The sequence below is a fragment of the Winogradskyella sp. genome (genome assembly GCF_016744625.1).
GTDB lineage: Bacteria > Bacteroidota > Bacteroidia > Flavobacteriales > Flavobacteriaceae > Winogradskyella.
On sequence record NZ_JADGDZ010000030.1, the window covers coordinates 1 to 22,540 of the forward strand.

General features: G+C 32.3%; 20 protein-coding genes. 15 read left to right on the plus strand and 5 right to left on the minus strand.

The features are described 5' to 3' along the window. The 6 genes from QZZ53_RS08215 to QZZ53_RS08240 all read left to right on the plus strand — a co-directional run. Positions 1–200: hypothetical protein (locus QZZ53_RS08215; RefSeq protein WP_296383449.1), on the plus strand; the 200-nt coding region annotated here is incomplete at its 5' end. A gap of 6 nt (positions 201–206) precedes the next feature. Continuing rightward, positions 207–791 carry a LacI family DNA-binding transcriptional regulator gene (locus tag QZZ53_RS08220; protein ID WP_296383451.1) on the plus strand — a complete coding sequence of 195 codons (585 nt, stop codon included), beginning with the start codon at positions 207–209 and terminating at the stop codon, positions 789–791. 10 nt (positions 792–801) lie between these two features. Then, complete coding sequence (locus tag QZZ53_RS08225; RefSeq protein ID WP_296383453.1) at positions 802–1,656, plus strand: N-acetylglucosamine kinase; 855 nt, start codon at positions 802–804, stop codon at positions 1,654–1,656. Between the two features lie 39 nt (positions 1,657–1,695). Then, a complete protein-coding gene (locus tag QZZ53_RS08230) occupies positions 1,696–4,974 on the plus strand; it encodes a VCBS repeat-containing protein (protein ID WP_296383456.1) in 3,279 nt (1,092 codons plus the stop codon). Further along, the gene (locus QZZ53_RS08235) at positions 4,975–5,319 is read left to right on the plus strand and encodes a hypothetical protein (protein WP_296383458.1); all 345 of its coding nucleotides are present in this window, start codon (positions 4,975–4,977) and stop codon (positions 5,317–5,319) included. 395 nt (positions 5,320–5,714) lie between these two features. Continuing rightward, a complete protein-coding gene (locus tag QZZ53_RS08240) occupies positions 5,715–5,858 on the plus strand; it encodes a PID-CTERM protein-sorting domain-containing protein (protein ID WP_296383460.1) in 144 nt (47 codons plus the stop codon). Here QZZ53_RS08240 and QZZ53_RS08245 read toward each other — a convergent pair. Then, the gene (locus QZZ53_RS08245; protein ID WP_296383461.1) at positions 5,855–6,445 is read right to left on the minus strand and encodes a riboflavin synthase; all 591 of its coding nucleotides are present in this window, start codon (positions 6,443–6,445) and stop codon (positions 5,855–5,857) included. The genes QZZ53_RS08240 and QZZ53_RS08245 overlap by 4 nt on opposite strands. Positions 6,446–6,589: 144 nt before the next feature. On the opposite strand from QZZ53_RS08245, the gene pdxA reads away from it, so the two are divergent. The 9 genes from pdxA to QZZ53_RS08290 all read left to right on the plus strand — a co-directional run bounded on the left by pdxA (position 6,590) and on the right by QZZ53_RS08290 (position 15,456). Next, a complete protein-coding gene (gene pdxA, locus QZZ53_RS08250) occupies positions 6,590–7,630 on the plus strand; it encodes a 4-hydroxythreonine-4-phosphate dehydrogenase PdxA (RefSeq protein ID WP_296383462.1) in 1,041 nt (346 codons plus the stop codon). A gap of 79 nt (positions 7,631–7,709) precedes the next feature. Next, entirely contained in the window at positions 7,710–8,249 is a 540-nt protein-coding gene (locus tag QZZ53_RS08255) for a DUF177 domain-containing protein (protein ID WP_296383463.1), read from the plus strand. A gap of 8 nt (positions 8,250–8,257) precedes the next feature. Next, on the plus strand, positions 8,258–8,461 hold the full coding sequence (gene rpmF / locus QZZ53_RS08260; RefSeq protein ID WP_114308164.1) for a 50S ribosomal protein L32: 204 nt from the start codon (positions 8,258–8,260) through the stop codon (positions 8,459–8,461). 178 nt (positions 8,462–8,639) lie between these two features. After that, positions 8,640–9,635, plus strand: a complete 996-nt coding sequence (locus tag QZZ53_RS08265; RefSeq protein ID WP_296383466.1) for a beta-ketoacyl-ACP synthase III — start codon at positions 8,640–8,642, stop codon at positions 9,633–9,635. Positions 9,636–9,665: 30 nt separating this feature from the next. Next, a complete protein-coding gene (gene accB / locus QZZ53_RS08270; protein ID WP_296383469.1) occupies positions 9,666–10,145 on the plus strand; it encodes an acetyl-CoA carboxylase biotin carboxyl carrier protein in 480 nt (159 codons plus the stop codon). A gap of 75 nt (positions 10,146–10,220) precedes the next feature. Next, positions 10,221–11,573, plus strand: a complete 1,353-nt coding sequence (accC, locus tag QZZ53_RS08275) for an acetyl-CoA carboxylase biotin carboxylase subunit (RefSeq protein WP_296383471.1) — start codon at positions 10,221–10,223, stop codon at positions 11,571–11,573. Positions 11,574–11,610: 37 nt separating this feature from the next. Continuing rightward, positions 11,611–12,726 (plus strand): FAD-dependent oxidoreductase, encoded by a 1,116-nt coding sequence (locus QZZ53_RS08280; protein ID WP_296383473.1) that lies wholly within the window; start codon positions 11,611–11,613, stop codon positions 12,724–12,726. Beyond that, positions 12,723–13,172 carry a 3-oxoacyl-ACP synthase gene (locus tag QZZ53_RS08285; protein WP_296383474.1) on the plus strand — a complete coding sequence of 150 codons (450 nt, stop codon included), beginning with the start codon at positions 12,723–12,725 and terminating at the stop codon, positions 13,170–13,172. The genes QZZ53_RS08280 and QZZ53_RS08285 overlap by 4 nt, the downstream gene beginning before the upstream one ends. Before the next feature lie 31 nt (positions 13,173–13,203). Further along, positions 13,204–15,456, plus strand: coding sequence for an MMPL family transporter (locus QZZ53_RS08290; protein WP_296383477.1), 2,253 nt, complete (start codon positions 13,204–13,206; stop codon positions 15,454–15,456). A gap of 1 nt (position 15,457) precedes the next feature. On the opposite strand, the gene QZZ53_RS08295 is transcribed toward QZZ53_RS08290, so the two are convergent. The 4 genes from QZZ53_RS08295 to QZZ53_RS08310 form a co-directional block, all read right to left on the minus strand. Further along, complete coding sequence (locus QZZ53_RS08295; RefSeq protein WP_296383479.1) at positions 15,458–16,372, minus strand: ABC transporter ATP-binding protein; 915 nt, start codon at positions 16,370–16,372, stop codon at positions 15,458–15,460. Positions 16,373–16,439: 67 nt separating this feature from the next. Further along, positions 16,440–18,920 carry an FG-GAP-like repeat-containing protein gene (locus tag QZZ53_RS08300; RefSeq protein ID WP_296383481.1) on the minus strand — a complete coding sequence of 827 codons (2,481 nt, stop codon included), beginning with the start codon at positions 18,918–18,920 and terminating at the stop codon, positions 16,440–16,442. 11 nt (positions 18,921–18,931) lie between these two features. Continuing rightward, positions 18,932–20,293: a hypothetical protein gene (locus QZZ53_RS08305; RefSeq protein ID WP_296383483.1), complete on the minus strand. Its 1,362-nt coding sequence runs from the start codon at positions 20,291–20,293 to the stop codon at positions 18,932–18,934. A 155-nt stretch (positions 20,294–20,448) separates the two neighbouring features. Beyond that, entirely contained in the window at positions 20,449–22,518 is a 2,070-nt protein-coding gene (locus QZZ53_RS08310) for an HAD family hydrolase (RefSeq protein WP_365940457.1), read from the minus strand. Positions 22,519–22,540: the final 22 nt, after the last annotated feature.

Here is a 22,540-nt window from a genome sequence, read left to right on the forward strand (position 1 = left end):
CATTGTCTAGAAATTTATCTTATGCGTCAAAAATATTATTTGAAGCAATTACTAATAAAAAAATAACACAGATTGAACATGATAAAGCAAGTGCAATTTTGTTACTTCTTAACGAACCTGTTATTGATACAGAATTAGTAATTGTTGAGTCTCTAAAGAATCTTTTGAACTTTTGCAAAACAAATTATTTAATGCAGTAATGATATATGAGAACTAATAGCATTACATTAAAATATATAGGGTCTGTTTTAAATTTGTCAGTTTCTACGGTCTCTAAAGCATTAAATAATAGTTCCGAAATAAGTATTAAGACTAAAACTAAAGTTGTAAAAACAGCTAAAGCTTTAAACTACAAACCAAATATTCATGCTTCTGCCTTAAAAAATAAGAGGAGTTACATTTTGGGTATTATACTTCCAGATTTAAAAGATGATTTTTTTTTAGAGTCTTTAAATGGAATTACCGAAGAATCTTCGAGAAATGATTACAGAATTATGGCATATCAGTCTTGTAATGACTTTAATAAAGAGGTTGAGTATTCTAACCTTTTATCTAAGAGTAACATTATAGATGGCTTAATTTTCTCCTCTATCAAAAGAACATTCCTTCCAAAAGAATGTGGACATTTAGAAAATTTTATAAGTGGTGGTATACCCATCATATATATTAATAAACAAAAAAGAGTAAGTGTAAATAGTTGTCATCACGAAAAGGGATTTGAAATAGGAAAGAACTCTGTTAAAGAACTTCTTTCTAAAATTAAAGACAATCAATTAAACTTAAGCGCCTAAAACACAACGTATGTTATTAATAGCTGATAGTGGATCTACAAAGTGCGACTGGATTTTATATAAAAGCGAAATTGAAAGCCCAATAAGAATTCGAACAAAAGGGTTAAACCCAGCAATACTTTCAAAAAAAGCACTTAAAAAAATCATCTATGATGATGTAGAGCTTGCAAAATATAAAGAACTAGTAACTTCAATACATTTTTTTGGTGCAGGTTGTGGAACTAAAAAGAATCAAAAAAAAGTAGATAAAGTATTAACCTCATTTTTCGAAAAAGCAAATACCACTACGAATGAAGATATTATGGCAGCCGTTTACGCAACAACGAGTGAGCCTGCAGTAGTTTGCATTCTAGGCACTGGCTCTAATTGCTGTTTCTATGATGGCGATTCTGTTCATTTAAAGACGCCTTCATTAGGTTATATTGTTATGGATGAAGGAAGCGGTAATTACTTTGGCAAAGAACTTTTAAGAGCCTATTTCTATAAGGAAATGCCAGACGAAATAAAGTTTTCTTTTGAAAAACAGTTTAATTTAAACGTAAAAAATGTAGTTAAAAAACTATATCAGCCCTCCACTCCTAATAAATATTTAGCTGAATTTGCTAGGTTTTTATTCGAAAATAAGGAACATCCATTTATAGAAAAAATATTAATAGACGGGATGGATCTCTTTGTAGAGAAACACATAATGCAATATAATGAAGAGTTAAAGACAGTACCTCTGCATTTTGTTGGTTCTATAGCATTCCATGGGAAAAAGTACATTGAAATAGCATTAGAAAAAAGGGGGTTAAAAGGCTCTAATTATATTAGAAGACCTATAGATAATTTAGTAAATCACATAAAAACAGAAAATTTGCATTAAATTATTATCATAATTATATTATGAAACTTATAGATACATATGTATTACGTTAAACGATTTTGTTTATTATTAATTGTTGTTTTTAGCAGCTGTTCTAAAACTGAAAAAGAAACTGTTAGCTCAACGTTATTCCAAAAAGTAGATAACAATCATACTAATATTCACTTTGCAAATAACGTCACCGAAAATCTTTATTTTAATTTTTTAAATTACTCTTATATCTATAATGGTGCTGGTGTAGCAGTTGGAGATATTAATAATGATGGACTAGATGATTTATATTTTTCTTCAAATCAAGAAACCAATAAATTATATGTAAATAAAGGGAATCTCGAGTTTAAAGACATAACCGTTAGTTCTAATACTATAGATGATAATGGTTGGACAACAGGTGTATCTATGATAGATATTAATAACGATGGATGGCTAGATATATATGTGTGCAAATCGGGTTCTTTAGATAATCATGAGCTCAGAAAAAACAAACTTTACATCAATCAAAAAGATGAAACATTTATGGAAAGTGCTTCAGAATATGGCTTAGATCATTTTGGGTTTTCTACACAAGCCTATTTTTTTGATTATGATAACGACAATGATTTAGATATGTATTTGGTAAATCATCGTCAAGATTTTAGAAATAACACGCATATAGATCCTCGTGTTCAGGAGATTAAGGAGCCTTATAATTCAGATCAATTATTTAGAAATGATGGTCATCGTTTTTCTAACATTACAATAGAAGCTGGTATAGAAAATAAAGCTTGGGGACTTAGTGCTTCTATAGGTGATTTTAACAATGATAATCTGTTAGACATTTATGTAGCTAACGATTTTCTAGAACCCGATTTTCTATATATAAATAAAGGCAACGGAAAGTTTAAAGATGAAATTCTAGACCATTTTAAGCATATTTCTGCTAATAGTATGGGATCTGATTTTGCAGATATCAATAACGATTTAAAACCAGATTTAATTGTTTTAGATATGTTAGCCGAAGATCATATTCGTAGTAAAGAGAATATGGCAGCAATGAGCACTGAAAACTTTAATTTATTGGTAGATGCTGGCTATCATCATCAATACATGTCTAACATGTTACAACTTAATAATGGCAATAGTGCTTTTAGTGAAATTGGGCAATTAGCCGGAATTGCAAAGACCGATTGGAGTTGGGCTCCATTAATTGCAGATTTTGATAATGATGGTTATAATGACTTGTTTATTACTAACGGTATTGAAAATGATTTGTCTAATCAAGATTTTAGGAATCAGATGAAAGCTAATATTCAAAATCGTAAAAAGGTATCCTTAGAACAGGCTATAGATATGATGCCTTCAACGAAATTGAGTAATTATGCTTTCAGTAATAATAAAGACTTAACATTTACCAACACTACCCAAAAATGGGGATTAGACGTAAAAATTAATTCCTGTGGAGCAGTATATGCCGATTTAGACAATGATGGTGATTTAGATCTTATTGTTAATAATCAATCTGAAGAGGCTTCCATTTACAAAAACAACGCTATTAATAACTATATCTCTTTTTCTTTTAAAGGACCAGAAAACAATGCATCAGGAATTGGGACAACCGTCAATATCTATTCGGAAGGATTGCAACAATCAAAAACACTTTTTGTTAGTAGAGGTTATCAATCTTCAGTTACCAGCAAGTTGTATTTTGGGTTAGAGGAAAGAACAAAAATTGATAGTGTAAGGGTAATCTGGTCTAATAAAAAGCAACAACTATTCACTAATGTTGAGGCCAACAATAATGTAAGTCTAAATTATAAGAATGCAATACCTACTAAAGAGGAAAAAACAAAATCTAATACATTGTTTGAAACAGTAGATCCAAACACATTTGGTATAGACTATAAACAAGTAGAAAACAATTTTAACGATTTTAAGTTGCAACTTTTACTTCCTCAAAAGCAATCAGAAATTAGTACCCCTTTAGCTGTGGCTGATGTTAATAATGATGGTTTAGATGATTTCTTTGTTGGAAATTCTAAAAATGAAAAAGGATCACTTTTCATTCAAAATAAAGATGGACAATTTACAAGCAGTAATGAAATGTTATTTGAGTCTGATAAAATATATGAAGACACTAATGCCATATTTATTGATGTAGACAATGATAATGACATGGACCTTTATGTTGCATCTGGTGGTTATGAAGTTGAGCAAAACAGTCCATTATTGCTAGACAGACTGTATATAAATAATGGTGGCGGGAAATTTAAAAAATCAAATAGATTACCAAATATTCTTTCAAACACCAAAGGTATTACAAGTGCAGATTACGATAAAGATGGAGATATGGATATTTTCGTTGGTAGTAGAGTGCAACATGGTAAGTATCCGCTTTCAGACACATCATATTTGCTAGAAAACCAAAACGGTAATTTTAAGGATGTTACGGCAGAACGTATTAGTGAGATATCAGTATTAAAAATGGTTAATGAGGCTGTTTTTACGGATTATGATAACGATGGTGATGAAGATCTCATAGTTGTTGGAGAATGGATGCCAATAACTGTTTTTGAAAATAATAATGCCCATTTTGCTAAACGAGAATTACCAGAATTAAAAGATTTAAACGGTTGGTACCAAACCATCAAGGAAGTAGATTTAGACAACGATGGTTTTAAAGATTACATCATCGGTAATTGGGGAGAAAACAATAAGTTTCATCCAAGTGAAGAAAAACCACTCCATGTCTATGCAGATGATTTTGATAGTAATTCGTCTTTAGATATAATTCTTAGTAAAGTTTCAAAAACAGGGGAGTTAATTCCTGTTAGAGGTAAGCAATGTTCTTCAGAACAAAATACGTTTATAAATAACAAAATAAAGACTTATAAAGAATTCGCAGCTTCAAATATTATTGATATTTATGGGGAAAGCGAATTAAGCAGAGCAACACATTTAACTGCTTCTAATTTCCAATCAATTATTTTAATGAACAACGGAAATGGCAATTTTGAGATTAAGAAATTACCGAAGCATGCCCAATTTAGCCCAACTCTATGTGTGGAAGCACATGATATTAACAACGATGGTTATTTAGACATTTTTGGTGTAGGGAACGTGTTTGATGCTGAGGTAGAAACGATTCGTTATGATACCTCAAGGAACTATGTATTGCTAGGTAATAAAAATATGAAGTTTGAGTACAGTAATGATGCCAGCTATTTTAATGATAATGAAGCAAAAGCTATTAAAAAGATTGTAATCAATGGGATTACACACTTTATCATTATGAATAAAAATGATAAGCTTAAAATACTAAAAACTAGAAAATTGATATAAATGAAATATGATGTTGTTATGACTAAAGAAAAAGATATTTCATTTGTTAATCCTTATCACCAATGGATTCAAAGAGAATCCTTTGCAAGCAACCTGCTTTACGATAAGTTTTTAAACTGGCTTAGCGGAGAGTTTGATTTATACCTACAAGATGAACAAAACGGTTTAGATGTGTTTTTCTTAAATGGTAGATTTAGTGTAAAAAAAGTTGCAGTGTATAAAGAAAATATTGAAATAGAAATCAATGTTATAAGTAAAGACATGTCTATAGGGAATTCTATTGCGAATCAAATAATGTCAGTACATAATCATTTCGAAAATATGTATTCGTATTCAGTTAAATAAATTTGAATCCAGATAACAAAGAAAATCAGTTCTAAAGCTCAATGTTATTTAGTTAGGTAAAGTACACTTCAACGAAGAGTTTCATTATAATAAAATGCTTATTTCACATAAAAATTAATTAATGAAATATTTAAATACTTTTTTAATGTCTTGAGCGTTTATTATAATCGTAATAATATTATATTTGCGTTAAATGTTAACAAGAAATGTGAGTTTCTTCCCTAATTTGCCACATTTTAAGTAGTTCGTCGATAATATTTACCGTTTAAAGACGTTTTTTAATTGAATTAATTTTGTTAGCTCGGTTTTTTTTATACTTTTACACATTAACTAATAGCATGCATAGCAAGAATATGTTGGCCTCAATCTTATTTTTTTTCATAGGTTTTATATCTATGGCTCAAGGTAGTACACCTCCTCCGCCAATGCCTCCTCCTCCTCCAGGCCTTCCTATTGATAATGGTATTATTGTTTTATTTGTTGCGGCATTAATTTATGGCGCTTACAAAGTTCACAAAATTTCAAAACAAGTTGTCTAGCTTCTAAGGTCATTAAGGCGCTTTACGTATTTCCCAATAACATCAAATTCTAAATTAACAGTATCTTCTATTTTTAAATTTTTAAAAGTTGTGTGGTTATAAGTATATGGAATTATAGCTACTGAAAAACTATTGATATCAGAATTTACAACTGTTAGACTCACTCCATTTACTGTAATTGAGCCTTTTTCGATAGTTATATTGTTGAGGGTTTTGTCGTACTCAAACGTAAAAATCCAACTGCCATCTTCCTCTAAGATGTTTATACAGGTTGCTGTTTGATCTACATGACCTTGAACAATATGGCCGTCTAAACGGTCACCGAGTTTCATGGCGCGCTCTATATTTATAAGATTGTTTTCAGAAAGTAACCCTAGATTTGTTTTATCTAGAGTTTCTTGTATTGCAGTAACGGTATAAGAATTGCCATTAATACCAACAACAGTTAAGCAAACACCATTGTGAGCAACACTTTGATCAATTTTTAATTCGCTAGTAATAGAGGTGTTTACTGTGATATTAAGATTTCCACCATCTTTAACTAGTTTTTCAATTGTTCCTAAATCTTCAATAATACCTGTAAACATATATTGTGTTTTATTAGTCAATCCAAGTTATACAGCATTACAAAGGTATAATGCATAATTTGAGTTAAATTTGTAATCGCAAAGTTAAATACATATTGCACGCCAATTATCAATTTTAATAAAAAAATAGGATAGCGCATTTATATGAGAAAAGAAGAAAAGATAATTGTTGGTATTTCTGTCGGTGACCTTAATGGTATAGGACCAGAAATCATTATAAAAACCTACGAAGATCCTAGATCATTAGAATTAAGCACACCTGTTATTTTTGCATCAGGTAAGACCATGCAGTTTTTTAAGAATCATTTTCAGAGTAAAATCAACTTTTTCAACATTGATACTCCAGAAAAACTGGTTCATGGGAAGGTGAATGTAGTTAACGTATGGAAGGAACCTGTAAAAATTGAGTTTGGTAAAGTAGATAATAAAATAGGTGAATATTCAATAAAATCTCTAGAAGCAGCGACCAAATCTTTAAAGGATGGAATCATTGATGTCTTGGTTACCGCTCCTATTAATAAGCATAATATTCAGTCCGATAAATTTAATTTTCCCGGCCATACAGACTATTTAGCCAAAGCTTTAAATGGGAAGAGTCTAATGTTTATGGTGTCGGAAGGCTTGCGTGTTGGACTTTTAACAGATCACGTTCCTTTAAAAGATGCTAGTAATTCTATAACCGAAGATCTTATTATAGAAAAGATAGCCACAGTTACAAAGTCATTAAGGCAAGACTTTGGTATTAGTAAACCCAAAGTTGCTGTTTTAGCCATAAATCCACATGCAGGTGATAATGGAGTTATAGGTAATGAAGACGATACAGTGTTAAAACCAACACTTGAAAAAATAAAGGCTACAGGCCATTTAGTTTATGGGCCTTATTCTGCGGATAGCTTTTTTGGTTCTAATACTTACAAAAACTTTGATGCAATCATCGCATCATATCATGACCAGGGTTTAATTCCGTTTAAAACTATTGCTTTTGGGCAAGGCGTTAACTATACTGCTGGTTTAGAAAAGATAAGAACATCACCAGATCATGGTACGGCTTATGAAATCGCAGGCAAAGGTATTGCGGATGAAAGTTCTATGAAGCATGCTATTTATGCTGCAATTCAAATATTTAGAAATAGAGAAGACTATAATTATTACGGCAAAAACCCATTAAAAAAAGCATCTAGATAGTTGTAAACAAAAATTGTTAATATCTAGCTGCTAAATAATTAAAAATTTATATATTTGCAGGCTCAAAATGAGTGTGATAATGAAGGCATTAAAAGATTATATAATTCCTTTTATAGGATTAAAAGTCGGAGAGCATCATTTTGATTATCAAATTGATAATACGTTCTTTCAGAATTTTGAGTATGATGAGTTTAACGCGGTTGATGTAAAAATTGATCTTAAGTTAGAAAAGAAATCAACTTTTTTAGAGTTGTATTTTTTATCTACGGGATTGATAAATCTTAATTGCGATATTACTAATGAGCCTTATAATCAAGCTATTGATGACCAGTTTAAATTGGTTGTAAAGTTTGGTAATGAGTATAACGATGACAATGAAGACATATTAATTGTTCCGCATGGTGATTATGAAATTAATGTCGCACAATATATATATGAACTTGTTGTGCTGGCTGTTCCAGTTAAACGAATTCATCCAGGTATTGAAGATGGCACATTACAGTCGGACATACTTTCAAAATTAGAAGAATTAAGTCCAGGAGAGGGCAATAAAACAAAATCATCGGAGGATATTGATCCTCGTTGGAATAATTTAAAAAAACTATTAACGGATAAATAACATTTAAAATGGCACATCCAAAGCGTAAAATATCAAAAACAAGAAGAGATAAAAGAAGAACACATTATAAAGCTTCTGTACCTCAAATAGCAACTTGCCCAACAACTGGTGAGCCACATTTATACCATAGAGCACATTGGCATGATGGAAAATTATATTACAGAGGTCAAGTACTAATTGACAACTCTGTTGAAGAAGAAAATGTAGCATAAGTATTATGCATGCATATAAGAAAACGCTCACTTGTGAGCGTTTTTTTTGTTATAATTTTCTGAATCGAGCAAAAACCACTTAATTTGCATAATTATTTGCCAAAAAACGACGAAAATTGATTAAAAATCATTCATTTTTATCAATTTTCCATACTTTTAATTAATCTAAAAGCTAATAATGAGTAAAATCACAGCGGCAATTACAGCTGTCGGAGGCTATGTTCCAGACTTTGTTTTATCAAACAAAGTATTAGAAACTATGGTTGAGACTAACGACGAGTGGATTACCTCTCGTACAGGTATTAAAGAACGTAGAATCCTTAAAGATGAAGGGAAAGGCACATCGTTTTTAGCAATAAAAGCAGCAGAAGATTTAATTCAGAAAAAAGGATTAGACCCGAAAGAAATTGAACTGGTTATTGTTTGTACTGCAACACCAGACATGAAGGCTGCGTCAACAGCAGCTTACACAGCTACTCAGATTGGAGCTGTAAATGCATTTTCTTATGATTTAGAAGCAGCATGCTCTAGTTTCCTTTTTGGTATGTCTACAGCATCAGCATATATAGAATCGGGTCGTTACAAAAAAATCCTTTTAATAGGAGCTGATAAAAACTCATCCTTTATTAATTACAAAGATAGAGCAACATGTATCATTTTTGGAGATGGTGCAGGTGCTGTATTGTTTGAGCCAAATGAAGAAGGCTTAGGTTTACAGGATGAATTATTAAGAAGTAATGGTGAAGGAAGGGAATTTTTACAAGCAACTTACGGTGGATCTTCCTATCCAATTAATGCAGATACATATAATGAAGGAAAGCATTATGTTTTTCAGGATGGTAAAACAGTGTTTAAAAATGCTGTTTTTAATATGGCAGATGTAGCCGAAAAAATATTAAAGAGAAACAATCTTACAAACGATGATGTAGCATGGTTAGCAGCTCATCAGGCTAATAAGCGAATTATTGATGCTACAGCCAATAGAATTGATTTAGATAAAAAAAAGGTAATGATGAATATACAGAAGTATGGTAATACAACTTCTGCGACTTTACCTCTACTCTTATTTGATTACGAATCACAACTTAAAAAAGGTGATAACATAGTATTCGCTGCCTTTGGTGGTGGATTTACTTGGGGTTCAATTTATTTTAAATGGGCTTATAATTCCTAACAAAAAACTAACTAACAAACACAAAATATTATGGATTTAAAAGAAATTCAGAACTTAATTAAATTTGTAGCCAAGTCTGGTGCAAGCGAAGTTAAGTTAGAAATGGATGACATTAAAATTACCATTAGAACAGGTTCAGAAAGCGACACTACTATCGTACAGCAAATACCAATGCAGGCTGCACCAATGGCACAACAAATGCCAGTGCAAGTTGCAGCACCAGCAGCAGAAACACCTGCGACACCTGCAGTAGCAAGTGAAGATTCAAAATATATTACAATAAAATCACCAATCATTGGGACATTTTATCGCAAACCATCACCAGATAAACCTGTTTTTGTAGAAGTAGGTACGGAGATTAAAGAAGGTGATGTGCTTTGTGTTATTGAAGCCATGAAATTATTCAACGAAATAGAATCAGAGGTTTCTGGTAAAATTGTAAAAGTACTTGTTGATGATTCGTCACCAGTAGAGTTTGATCAACCATTATTCTTGGTAGATCCATCATAACCCGATTTAAAATTCCAAAGTATAATTCCCAACATGTTGGAATTTGGAATTTGAAATTTTAAATACCTAAAAGTTATGTTTAAAAAAATACTTATTGCCAATAGAGGTGAAATAGCACTACGTGTTATTAGAACCTGTAAGGAGATGGGAATTAAAACCGTTGCCGTTTATTCAACAGCAGACGCAGAAAGCTTACATGTGAAGTTTGCAGATGAAGCGGTATGTATTGGACCTCCAGCAAGTAGTGAATCTTATCTTAAAATTGCCAATATAATAGCAGCAGCAGAAATTACTAATGCAGATGCTATTCATCCAGGTTACGGATTCTTGTCTGAAAACGCAAAGTTTTCAAAAATATGTGAAGAGCATGGTATTAAATTCATTGGAGCATCTGAAGAGATGATTGACCGAATGGGTGATAAAGCCAATGCAAAAGCCACAATGAAAGCAGCTGGTGTGCCATGTGTACCTGGAAGCGAAGGTATAATTGAAACTTTCGAAGACTGTAAAAAAGTTGCTAAAGAAACTGGTTACCCTGTAATGCTTAAGGCATCAGCAGGTGGTGGTGGAAAAGGAATGCGTGCCGTTTGGAAACCAGAAGAACTTCAAAACGCATGGGAATCTGCTCGTGCAGAATCTAAAGCTGCATTTGGAAACGATGATATGTATATGGAGAAGCTTATTGAAGAGCCTCGTCATATAGAAATTCAGATTGTAGGTGATTCTCGCGGAACAGCTTGTCATTTATCAGAAAGAGATTGTTCTGTTCAAAGACGTCATCAAAAACTTACTGAAGAAGTACCCTCTCCTTTTATGACGGATAAATTGAGAGACAAAATGGGTAAAGCCGCTGTTAAGGCTGCTGAATATATTAAATATGAAGGTGCTGGTACTGTAGAGTTTTTAGTAGATAAACATAGAAACTTCTATTTTATGGAGATGAATACTCGTATTCAGGTAGAGCACCCAATTACAGAACAAGTTATTGATTTCGATTTAATAAGAGAGCAAATATTAGTGGCAGCAGGTGTGCCAATTTCTGGTAAAAATTATACACCAAACTTACATTCTATAGAATGTAGAATCAATGCAGAAGATCCATTTAACGATTTTAGACCTTCACCAGGTAAGATAACAACATTGCATGCACCAGGTGGGCATGGTGTGCGATTAGATACTCATGTTTATGCAGGCTATAGTATTCCGCCTAATTATGACTCTATGATTGCGAAGCTTATTACAACAGCGCAAACTAGAGAAGAGGCAATTAATAAAATGAAGCGTGCTTTAGATGAGTTTGTTATCGAAGGAATTAAAACAACAATCCCATTTCACAGACAATTAATGGAGCATCCAGATTATTTAGCGGGTAATTATACCACTAAGTTTATGGAAGATTTTGAGATTAAAAAAGAAATTGAAGATTAAATAAAAAGCTCCTAAATTTAGGAGCTTTTTTTATACTATGAATTTATCGTATTGGGAAATAAAAACCTGGTTATCTCAAATAGACTATACTATTGTTGGTAGTGGTATAGTTGGTATTAGTTGTGCGATTCAGTTAAGGCAGCGATTTCCAAAATCTAAGATTCTAATTTTAGAAAAAGGAATGCTACCTCAAGGAGCTAGTACAAAAAATGCCGGTTTTGCTTGCTTTGGTAGCTTGAGCGAAATTATAGACGATCTTCAATATCATTCTGAAGATGAGGTTTTAAAACTCATTAAAAAGCGTGTTGACGGACTACAATTACTACGTAAAACTCTAGGAGATAAAACTATTGATTATAAGAATTTAGGTGGCTATGAGTTGTTCTTAAAATCTGATGAAGCACTTTTTGATGTATGTTCCGTGGAGCAAAATGATATCAATCGGCTTTTACAACCCATTTTTAGAGATGATGTATTTTCATTAAAAGATAACAATTTTAAGTTTGAAAATATAAAGAGCAAGTACAGTTTTAATCAATTTGAAGGACAGATTGATACAGGGAAAATGATGGAAGCTTTATTGAATAAGGCACAACAAGAAGGTATTAAAATATTAAATAATTGCCTTGTACAAGAGTTTGAAGAGGATACTAATGGTATAAAAATTAAAGCAGATAACTTCGAATTTTCATCAAAGAATCTACTAATTTCAACCAATGGTTTTACTACGAAACTCATTGAGCAACCGATTAAACCAGCAAGAGCACAAGTGTTAATCACTAAGCCAATTAAAGACTTGCATATTAAAGGAACATTTCATTTAGATAAAGGCTATTATTATTTTAGAAATATTGATAATCGAATTCTTTTTGGTGGTGGACGAAATCTAGATTTCAAAACTGAAGAAACTGCTGAATTTGGCGAGACAGAAATCATTCAAAATAAGCTCGAAGAACTTCTGAGAACTGCCATTTTACCAAATACAGATTATGAAATCGACCAACGTTGGTCAGGTATAATGGGAGTCGGTCAACAAAAGAAAGCGATAGTTAAACAACTTAGTAACCATGTGTATTGCGGAGTTCGATTAGGTGGAATGGGAGTTGCTATTGGCAGTTTGGTTGGCAAAGAACTAGCAGATTTAATTGAATGAACACAAAACAACAACTTTACAAAGCATGCCAAGACTTTTTAAATAACCGTTTAGAGGTTATTCAAAAGACGATTCTAGATATTCAGAATTCACTACAATCCGAAACTAAAAGTAGTGCAGGTGATAAGCACGAAACTGGCAGAGCAATGCTACAATTAGAACGTGAGAAGGCAGGTCATCAATTAGCAGAAATTCAAAAATTAAATGAAACACTCCACAAGATCAATCAAGAAATTCAACATCAAACTGTAGCTCTTGGAAGTGTAGTGTATTCGACTCAATCAAATTACTTTATAGCAATTAGTGCAGGAGAAATTGTAATTGACAAGGTTAAGTTTTATGCTATTTCACCATCAACACCAATGGCGAAATTGTTATTATCAAAAGAAGTTGGAGACGAGGTTCAGTTTAGAAACAGTACCTTTGTTATCTCTAAAATTGAATAACGAAAACGGCTATAATTAAGCCAATACTGTGATGAAGAGGATTGAAAATGTTATAAGTAGCATTATAAAACATAGAATAATCATCATTGTTATTCTGGCTGTTTTAATGGCAATTTCTGGTTATCAAACCCTTCAAAAATTACGTGTTGACAATTCACTTTCCATATGGTTTTTAGAAGACGATCCAAGTTACAAAGCTTATATAGATTTTCAAGAAAATTTTGGGTCCGATGAAATTTTCATCGCCATGTTTCCGGTTGAAAACGCAGTTGGCGAAGTGGAGATACAGCAATTAAAACAGTTGCATAAAAGTATTGAAGTGCTTCCATATGTAAAAACATCATTTAGCTTAGCCAAGGCGAAATATCCTATCTATGCCAATAATAGAATCAACTTTGATGATTTATATAATCCTAAGCGAAGTGAAAAAGGTTTAAAAAGCCTCTTTTCTAAGTTGCCAAATATTACTTCTCAGCTAGTGACTAAGGATTACAAGAATCACTTTTTCTATATTCAATTGAATCCAACTCCCACAATTGAAGAAAAACGCAAAGACATTGCAGGTGAGATCCGCAGCATCATAGAAAAAGAATATTCCAACTATTATTTAACAGGTCCGCCAGTATTAAACGAAGCCTACAGCAAAGGCATTTATAAAGAAAGCCTAACCTTTGGAATTTTAACGGTTCTTATTATTACACTGTTGCTTTTGTTTTTGCTGCCAAGCAAGCGTTACCTCATTATTTCGTTGTTATCCGTCGCCATACCTGTAAGTTTATTGTTTGGTCTTATAACGTCTTTAGGGTTTGCACTGAACATGATTTCTATGCTCATTCCAACCATTCTTATGGTCTATAGTGTAAGTGATGCTGTACATATCATTAATATATATCACAAGGAAGGAATTATTAATAAAACACTTTCTAAAGTGCAGCTTTTAGCTTTAGCAGTTCGTAAGAGTTATACACCTTGCTTTTATACCACACTAACCACATTTGTAGGTTATTTTGCGCTGTATTTATCTCCACTTCCAGCATTTAAAAATATGGGAGTTTTTACCTGTATTGGGTTGATTTTGAGTTTTATTTTGGTCTATGTGATTACCATTATTGGTTTTAGTTTTATGACTCTAAATTTTGAGCAAGCTAAACCTGTTTTAAGTATAAAAAAATATTCTCAGAGTAATTTTATAGACTGGCTTAATGGTTTTACAACACAATACAAAACAAGCATTATTATTGGTTTTACATTAGTTTTATTTTTTGGATTCTATTCAATTTTTCAAGTAAAAATTGACACCAATTCTTCCAATCTTTTAGCCGAAGGTAAAGCAAAACAAGATTTAAGATTAGTTGAAAGTCAACTTAACGGAAGTTCTAGATTACAGCTTAATATTTCGGTGGTTAATGGCGAAAGCATTTTGAATATAGATGCTATGAAGCGTCTTGAAGATTTCCAGAATAAACTTGAAGCAAACTCATTGATTTCAACACCAGTATCTGTAGTAAATATTAAATCGTTTTTAGAGAAGCGGACACCTGTTTTATTTCAAACTAATGTGTCCGAAGATAAAATCAAAAACACCTTAGCAACAGTTGATACTAATGATAATAGCTTTTTTAAATTATTTTCTAAAGACTTAACTACAGCTGGTTTTACTTTGAGTTTAAGAGAAATGAAAACTTCTGAATTAGAGCAAGTACTAGTTGATATAAAGCGTGATTTTGAATCTATTTTCAACACTAAGGATTATAGTTTAAAGATTAATGGTTTCGCTGTTGTTTTTGCGCAACTCAATAATTTCATATTAGAAACACAATTTAAATCTTTTTTCGCTGCTTTTTTTGTAGCCTTTTTGTGTCTATGGGTTTTTATAAAAAGCTTAAGAACAACCCTTTTAGTACTAATCCCTAATTTATTACCACTAACAGTCTTGGCTATTTTTATGAATTTGTTAGATATCCCTTTAGATGTCACTACAGCAATGATTACTCCAATAATGTTAGGGATTGCTATGGACGATACCATACATTTAGTTTATAAATACAGGCGAAGCAAAGCTATTACAGGAGTGCCAGAGTCAAGAATGGATAATGCGATGCATTATACAGGCAGCGCCTTATTTTCTACAACCATTGCTTTGGTTGGTGGGTTTTTAATTATAGCCTCTAGTGCAACACCTTCGGTTAGAGATTTCGGATTGCTCTGTGCAGTAACAGTTGCAATAGCTTTGATTACAGATATCTTTTATTTGCCAGCACTTTTGAAGCGGTTTGATAAATAAATTAATTTTCAATTTTTAAGTATATAATGGAATCTTTTTTTATTTCAGAGACAAGCTCAACAAAGATAGACCTTGAATTAAAATCAGCTTCTATCAACCAGCTATTCCCATTAAAATAAGATTGTTTCACTACCGCTTTTAAATCTGAATGTTCTACAATTTTTAGCTGATGTGCATAGACAATTCCAATGGGTTCAATAATATTAAATTCCCCAAAAAAAGAAGCAATTAGTGGTAGTTTTGGATTATTGTAAAGTTGTTGAGGCTTGTCTTTTGCTATGATTTTAGAGTTATGAAGCACTATCATTTCATCTGCAAAGCCAAGCACATCATTTTTATCGTGAGTTGCGACAATACACGTAATTTTTTTCTCCTTGAGGTAGTTAAATATGCTTCGTCTTAAGGATTGTTTTTTAAAATTATCGATATGACTAAAAGGCTCGTCTAATAAGAGGATTTCAGGTTCTTTTGCAAGTGCTCTAGCAATGGCTACACGCTGTTTTTGTCCACCACTGAGGTTTTTAACTTTGATTTTAGCATAGGCCTCAAGTTCTACAACTTTTATAAGCTCATTGGTGCGTTTTTGTTTTTCTTCTGGAAAGAAATTAGAAAGAAATTTACCTATGTTTTCTTCAACGGTTGTAAAAGGCATCAGGTCGAATTCTTGGGTGACACTTTTCATAAAATCATAGCCAATAACAAGATTGTATTTTGGTCCCAGAATTTCTTTACCATTCCAATAAATATGTCCTTCCTTTAAATCATATTCACCATAAATAAGTTTTAACAAAGTGCTTTTTCCAGAACCACTTTCTCCAATAATGGCAAGGTTTTCGCCTTTTTCTAAAACGAAATCAATGTGGTCTAAGACTTTAGATTTTGTGTATCCGAATGAAATGTTTTCAACCTTGAGCATTTAACAAAAATAGCATAAAAAAACCGCTTGAGAAATCAAGCGGTTTTCAATGTTTAATAAGAAAAATCTATTTTTTTATAAACTTTCGTTTTATACTTTTTCCGTCAGATTCTAATCTTAAGAAGTAAACACCGCTTTCTAAGCTCGAAACATCTAAGGTGTTAGAGTTTAATTTTGTATTAAGAATATATTTTCCATTAATGTCATATACTGTTGCGATTTTATTAGTAATATCAGCAGTAGTTTCAATCGTTAATTTATCTTCAACAGGATTTGGATAAATAGTAACATCTACTAAGTTTTCGTCTATAACACTTAAGGCAGAACCTTCAACAACAGTAAGGGTTGTATTTATTGTTGGGTTTACAATGTGATCTACAATAGTAGAAGGCCAGTAAATGGTAACACTTGTAATTTCTGTTTCTGAACCGATACCAAAATGCGTATTTAAGCTACTCATAAATTCAAAACCTTCTCCACTTCTTACATCACGTATTTGTTTTCCGGCTGCAGTCATTATTTCAACTCTAGCACCAATACCGTTAATGTTACTGTCAGTACCAATAGTATTAATTTTAATCCAATTATTTGAATTGGTATTGTTTTGATAAATATTTCCGCTACGAAAAACATCTAAAAAGCCATCATCATTAGTATCTCCTATTGCTCCACTTGGTGGCATGTTAGAAGGATAGTTTGAAAAGGTGAAATCTCCATTATTAAATAGAACATCTCCATTAGATAAAACATCTACATAGCCATCGTTATCAAAATCAGCTGGTGCATTTTCAATACCCATTTGCGCAGCTAGGACTCCAGATCCTGCTGTAACATCTGTAAAGGTACCATCTCCATTGTTTTTCATCAATTTAGAATTTCCGTTGCTAGAGCTACTCGCACCAACATAAACGTCCATATCTCCATCGTTATCAAAGTCTGCCCAAGCAGAAGACCATGTTTGTACATTATCACCTAAGTTAGAAGAATTATTGTGCCCAACACTAGGATAATTAGTATTATACCATCCGTTGCTATCTGCTATATTTGTAAATTTTCCGCTTCCATCATTTCTCCATAATTCGTTTGTGCTAATGGTTGTAGAACCTCCACGACATTTAGCAATAAACAAATCCATATCTCTATCATTATCAAAATCAATCCATACAGTACCATAATTTCCTCCACCAGGCGTTAATCCTAGTCCATTTGGTACAACACCTGCGCTCTCACCTTGGTAAAAATCTAAATTTCCAGAACCATCGTTAATATAATATACATTAGCTTGTACATCGTGACAAACAAAAGCATCAAGATGACCATCTGTATTGATGTCAACAAAATTTGAACGCTGTGAGAATACATTTTGGGAACCAGAAATTTCGGTATAACCAGTACCAGACCCATTAGCTTTCATAAACGTTACTCCATTACCATCTCCATATAAGAGGTCATTAAAGCCATTTCTATCAAAATCACCTGCAGCTAAACTCCAACTTGGAGTATAATTTGCATTAGTTGTTGAGATGTTAACCATATTAAAACCTCCTGAAGCTAATTGGTAGTGAACGTTAACGTTATTTGCACTTACTGAAACAACATCATCTAAAAAATCACCATTAAGGTCAACTAGAGCAATGTCCCAATTTCCTGTTGTAGCAATAGGATTGGTAGTAAATGTTACAGGATAGCCAGATAAGTCTGTACCTGTTGTAAAGTTTGTCGTTACCCAATTACTAAATCCATCAGAAACACAATTTGCTCTAACATATATCACATAGTTAGTTTCTTGTGCTAAACTAGAGTAATTATAAGTTGTAGACATTATCGTAGTCCCAGATGTAGGTGCGTTTTCAGAAGCGAGACGTAATGCAATTTCCCAAGATGATTCTGAACTACCAGCATTCCAATTTACTTGAGCACTACTAGCAGAAATATTACTAGTAGCTAGATTAGCTACACTAGAACAAGCTGGAGGTATTGAAGAGTTTATTGTAGGCGAGTCCATACAAAATCCCCATCCATATGATGAATTATCATCATAAAAAATGCGGTATCTAAAGTTTTGTAACTGGTTATTGGTAAATGATGAGATATCTAAAAGACTACTTGTAAAAGTAGTACGTGTTCTGGTACAGAAATTAGATCCAGAAGTAGTATTAACAGTAACTGCATCTCCCCAATTTAGCCATCCACCATTATCAGCATCCCAATATTGTAATCTAAGTTCCTCAGAACCAAAAATATTAAATACATATTGAAAAGTAACTGACATTTCTGTTTCACCGGCATTTAACGCAGCTGTTAAATTGATTACTGGTGATTCTGCAGCAACAATATTATCAGATCCGTTACCAGCATCATCATCATCAAATGAAAAAGATGAAGAACCACTAGCTATAGTTGGATCTTCATATAAGAAATTAGCATCGTAAGTTCCCGAAAGACTCCAATCTTCATTTGGCCAATTAGCGTTTTCGCTTACTACTTGTGCTTTTGCATTGTAGCAGAACAAAGTAAAAAGTAAGGTTAATAGTACTGTTCTTTTCATAATTATTTAGTTTAGTTGCAATCTATGTTTAATGAGTTTATCCAATTTTCTATAAGTTCAATGCCTTCAATATGATTTAGACTTCTTCCCATTAGTGGCATTCTAATTGAAGAGTCTGTTGAGCTAAGTCTAAAGTGTAATACAGAGTTACGAGGGTCTCCAGGCTCAACGATATGGCCAAGACCTTCTCCCAAATCTGTGTCTGCATCTACACATAAACCCGTGTTAGTCAAGTCTTGTGTCTCAACAAAACCAAATCGCATTGGTCTGTATGCGCAATGTGTTTCTTCAGAATGGCAATGCGCACAATTAATGTCTAGATAAGCTCTAGCTCTTGATTCTAGAGACTCAGACATATCATTATAATTTGGCAGGCGTGTAATAGTTTCTGGAAGCGAATTTTCTAAATAACCTAAACTTATCAGTTTATTAAGTTGGTTTTCTGAACCGTCTGAATAATCGTAAACTAAATTTAAATTTCTAGGCTTTGGACCTATAGGTTCTGCCGTTTCTATTATTTTGTGACATGTAAAACATTTGGCGCCAGAAGGTATTCTGTACTGCACAGTATTTACTTCTCCATTCTCTTGCCATTGTAAATCAACAAAGCTGCCAGTAAGGCTAAAATCAGCTTCGTTTTGCGCTTCGTTCCATATATAATTGGCAAATACCCAACCTTCGTTTTTTTTAATCATTAATCGCGTTTCAATGATTTGTGTTTCATCATTAGGAACCACATTGTTATAATAAAAGTTCTTAATTAATACAGCACCAATAGGGAAATCTAAAGAAATATTGTCATTTACATAGGTTGCTTTTGTATTATTTGGCATCCAAATGAATCGTTTCTTTTTTGCGTAATCCGTAAATAAAGTTGAATTTAAAGTATAAGGAATCACCCCAAAATTTGGATTTAGATTTTTAATATCTCCTTGAAAGAAATTGTATTCTGAAAGTGTTTGATAAGGCATACTTTCTAAATCGAAAACAATATTTGATTCTGAAACAATTGTTATAGATACATTTTCCGTTTTACAGTTACCCGAATTGTCGCAAATGGTATATTGAAACGCATCTTCACCAATTTCATTAGGATTGGCGTAATACATTATAGTATCGTCACTTGGATTATTTGGAGTACTATTTGCGTCAATTATTGATACATCACCTTTGATAGGATCACTAATGGTTAATTGCCCATTTGAAGGAATGTTAGAATCATTTAAAAAAATAAAAATTTCAATTTCAGAATTTTGAGCTAAAGTTGCAGAATCTGCTTCTGTTTCAATACTTAAGGGTGTTATTGCATCGTCTGTACCACAAGAGGTCAGAAATAAAACGGTAAGTAGGAATAGGCAGTAGTTTTTTTTCATGCACAATAAAACAATTCAACATTAATAGAACAATTAAGTGCTTAAAAACCCTACTATTAAGTGAAAAATTGGAGCTAAAGCTAAGGGTTTTTTATCAAATCCTTAGCTTTTAATCGAAAAACCGCATATATTATAGATTAAGTAGCCTAAATACGTTATTTAAAAGCATTAAATTTTAAACGAAAAAAACGATCAAAAACTTTAAATCGGAGGTATTTATTAAATTTAAAATAGAGGTAAATTAAATACATAGGTGCAAAAAATGCAACAAGCTTATTTTTCTTAAAAAGCATAGGTTTTAATTTCACTAAATATCTAAAGTATTTTTCTGGCGTCATTAAAAATTTTATCAATTCTTTAATAGGGCTTTTAAACTTTGGTGGCTCATACGAAATTCCAACTTGGTTATCACCAACATTTTGGTAAAACCCATGACTTAACGTATCTAAAAACTTTAGTCTTTTAGTACTTTGAAATAGACCGACCTTTAGCGCCATTTTTGTCATAACGTCTTGCATCATTTCTTCAGAATAACACAAAGGCTCTAAGTTTTCTAGAAGCTTTTTATGCAAACCAAACATGTCGTCTTGGTGTGTTTTAATATGATTGTCGTACAGCCACTTTTCTTCCGGTTTATGATACTCTAAAGTATAATTTTTGGCATCTAAACTATAACCTACTGCACTGCCATGATCTGCTGCAGAGAATTGCTCATAAAGCTGCATGTTAGCCATTAATATATACTCATTGTAATCTGTATATGGCATTAATGAATAATTGAGCCCATAGCGTTTAGTTTTTGGCTGGATATCATAGATTTCACCAAGACCAAGATAATAACCAGTTACAGGAATTTTATAATCAAAAAACTTGTAAATAGCTTCTTGCATTGTTCCTCCCCATCCAATATCAACAATGTTGATTCCATTTTTTTCAATGTCTGAATTAAAAGAGTTAATATAAGTTTTAAAAGCATTATGACTTGCCTTTCTATGTGCGTCGTAATAATCTGTAAATGGTTTATTTTGCTTTAAGTCTTCAAAAGTTGAAGAACTAAAGAAACCTTCAACATTAGTTTTGCCTTCAACCTTAAGATCTATAATGATTTGAGTTCTTAATTCATCAGGGCAATTTACTGCCTGTAAAAAATCATCGACAGAAATATCGCTATACTTTTTTTGTAAATACCCAAAATCTTCAACATTGATATCTTTTAAAGCAATTTGAAGTGTTGCTTGCCTCGACACTTTTAAATAGTGCGTATTTATTCTTCGAGTTTCATCTATTTGAGCAAAATCTTGATAGGAGTCGAATAGTTTTTTTAGATATTGACCTTCTCTAGATAAAAAGAATAAATCTTTAAGATTCTTTCTTTTTGCAGTTTCGTACATACGTTCAACAAACGTATGATAAAACACAATGTATTCTGTATATGGAATTGCAGAACCTTTATGACACGTTTTATAAATTCTATTTATGACACGTTTTAAGTCCTTTTTATCATTCCCAAAATTATTGCGCTTATTCTTTTTGAGATATTTTTTGTGTGGAAGTTGATATGCATTAAGACCGCTTTTTATAGCGTTGGTGTAATCACTTCTTAGGTTGTCACCAATCATCATCACCTCACTTGGGTCAATAGATAATTCAGAAAGAATTGGTTCGTAGATTGAACCTGTGTGTTTACTTTTTTCTAATGCAGCCGAACTATAAATATCTTCAAAAAGATCTAAAATACCATGATGTGTCAATAACTTCTCGAACATTGTTTTTGACCCATAAAAATCTGAAACCAAATAGACTTTACCTCCATTAGATTTAAAATATTTTAAGGTGTCTAACACATCTTGATTGAGATATTGTACATCAGATTCTGATCGTACATCTGCATCTTCAAAAAGAGAAATGAAATCTTCTTTACCTTCTATAGAAACAACATCTGCATTGATAAGGCGCTTACAAATTTCTTCTTTTAAAGTGTTATAAGGAATCTCAACATCTTCCTTACCTAATTCTTTAATGAGATATTTAACAGACTCTTGCCTAATAAAGTAGAGTTGGTCGATAGAGATGGGTAAACCAAGTTCTCTAATCATAAGTTTAGCCCAAATTCTTTGCGTATAATTAGGGTGTACATGTCTATGGACTATTGTATCGTAATAGTCTGTGAAAAGAAACTTTATATTCTTTTCCTTGAGCTGTTTGTGTAATTGGTTAAGCGACAAATAATTTGGATTGGTTAATAGC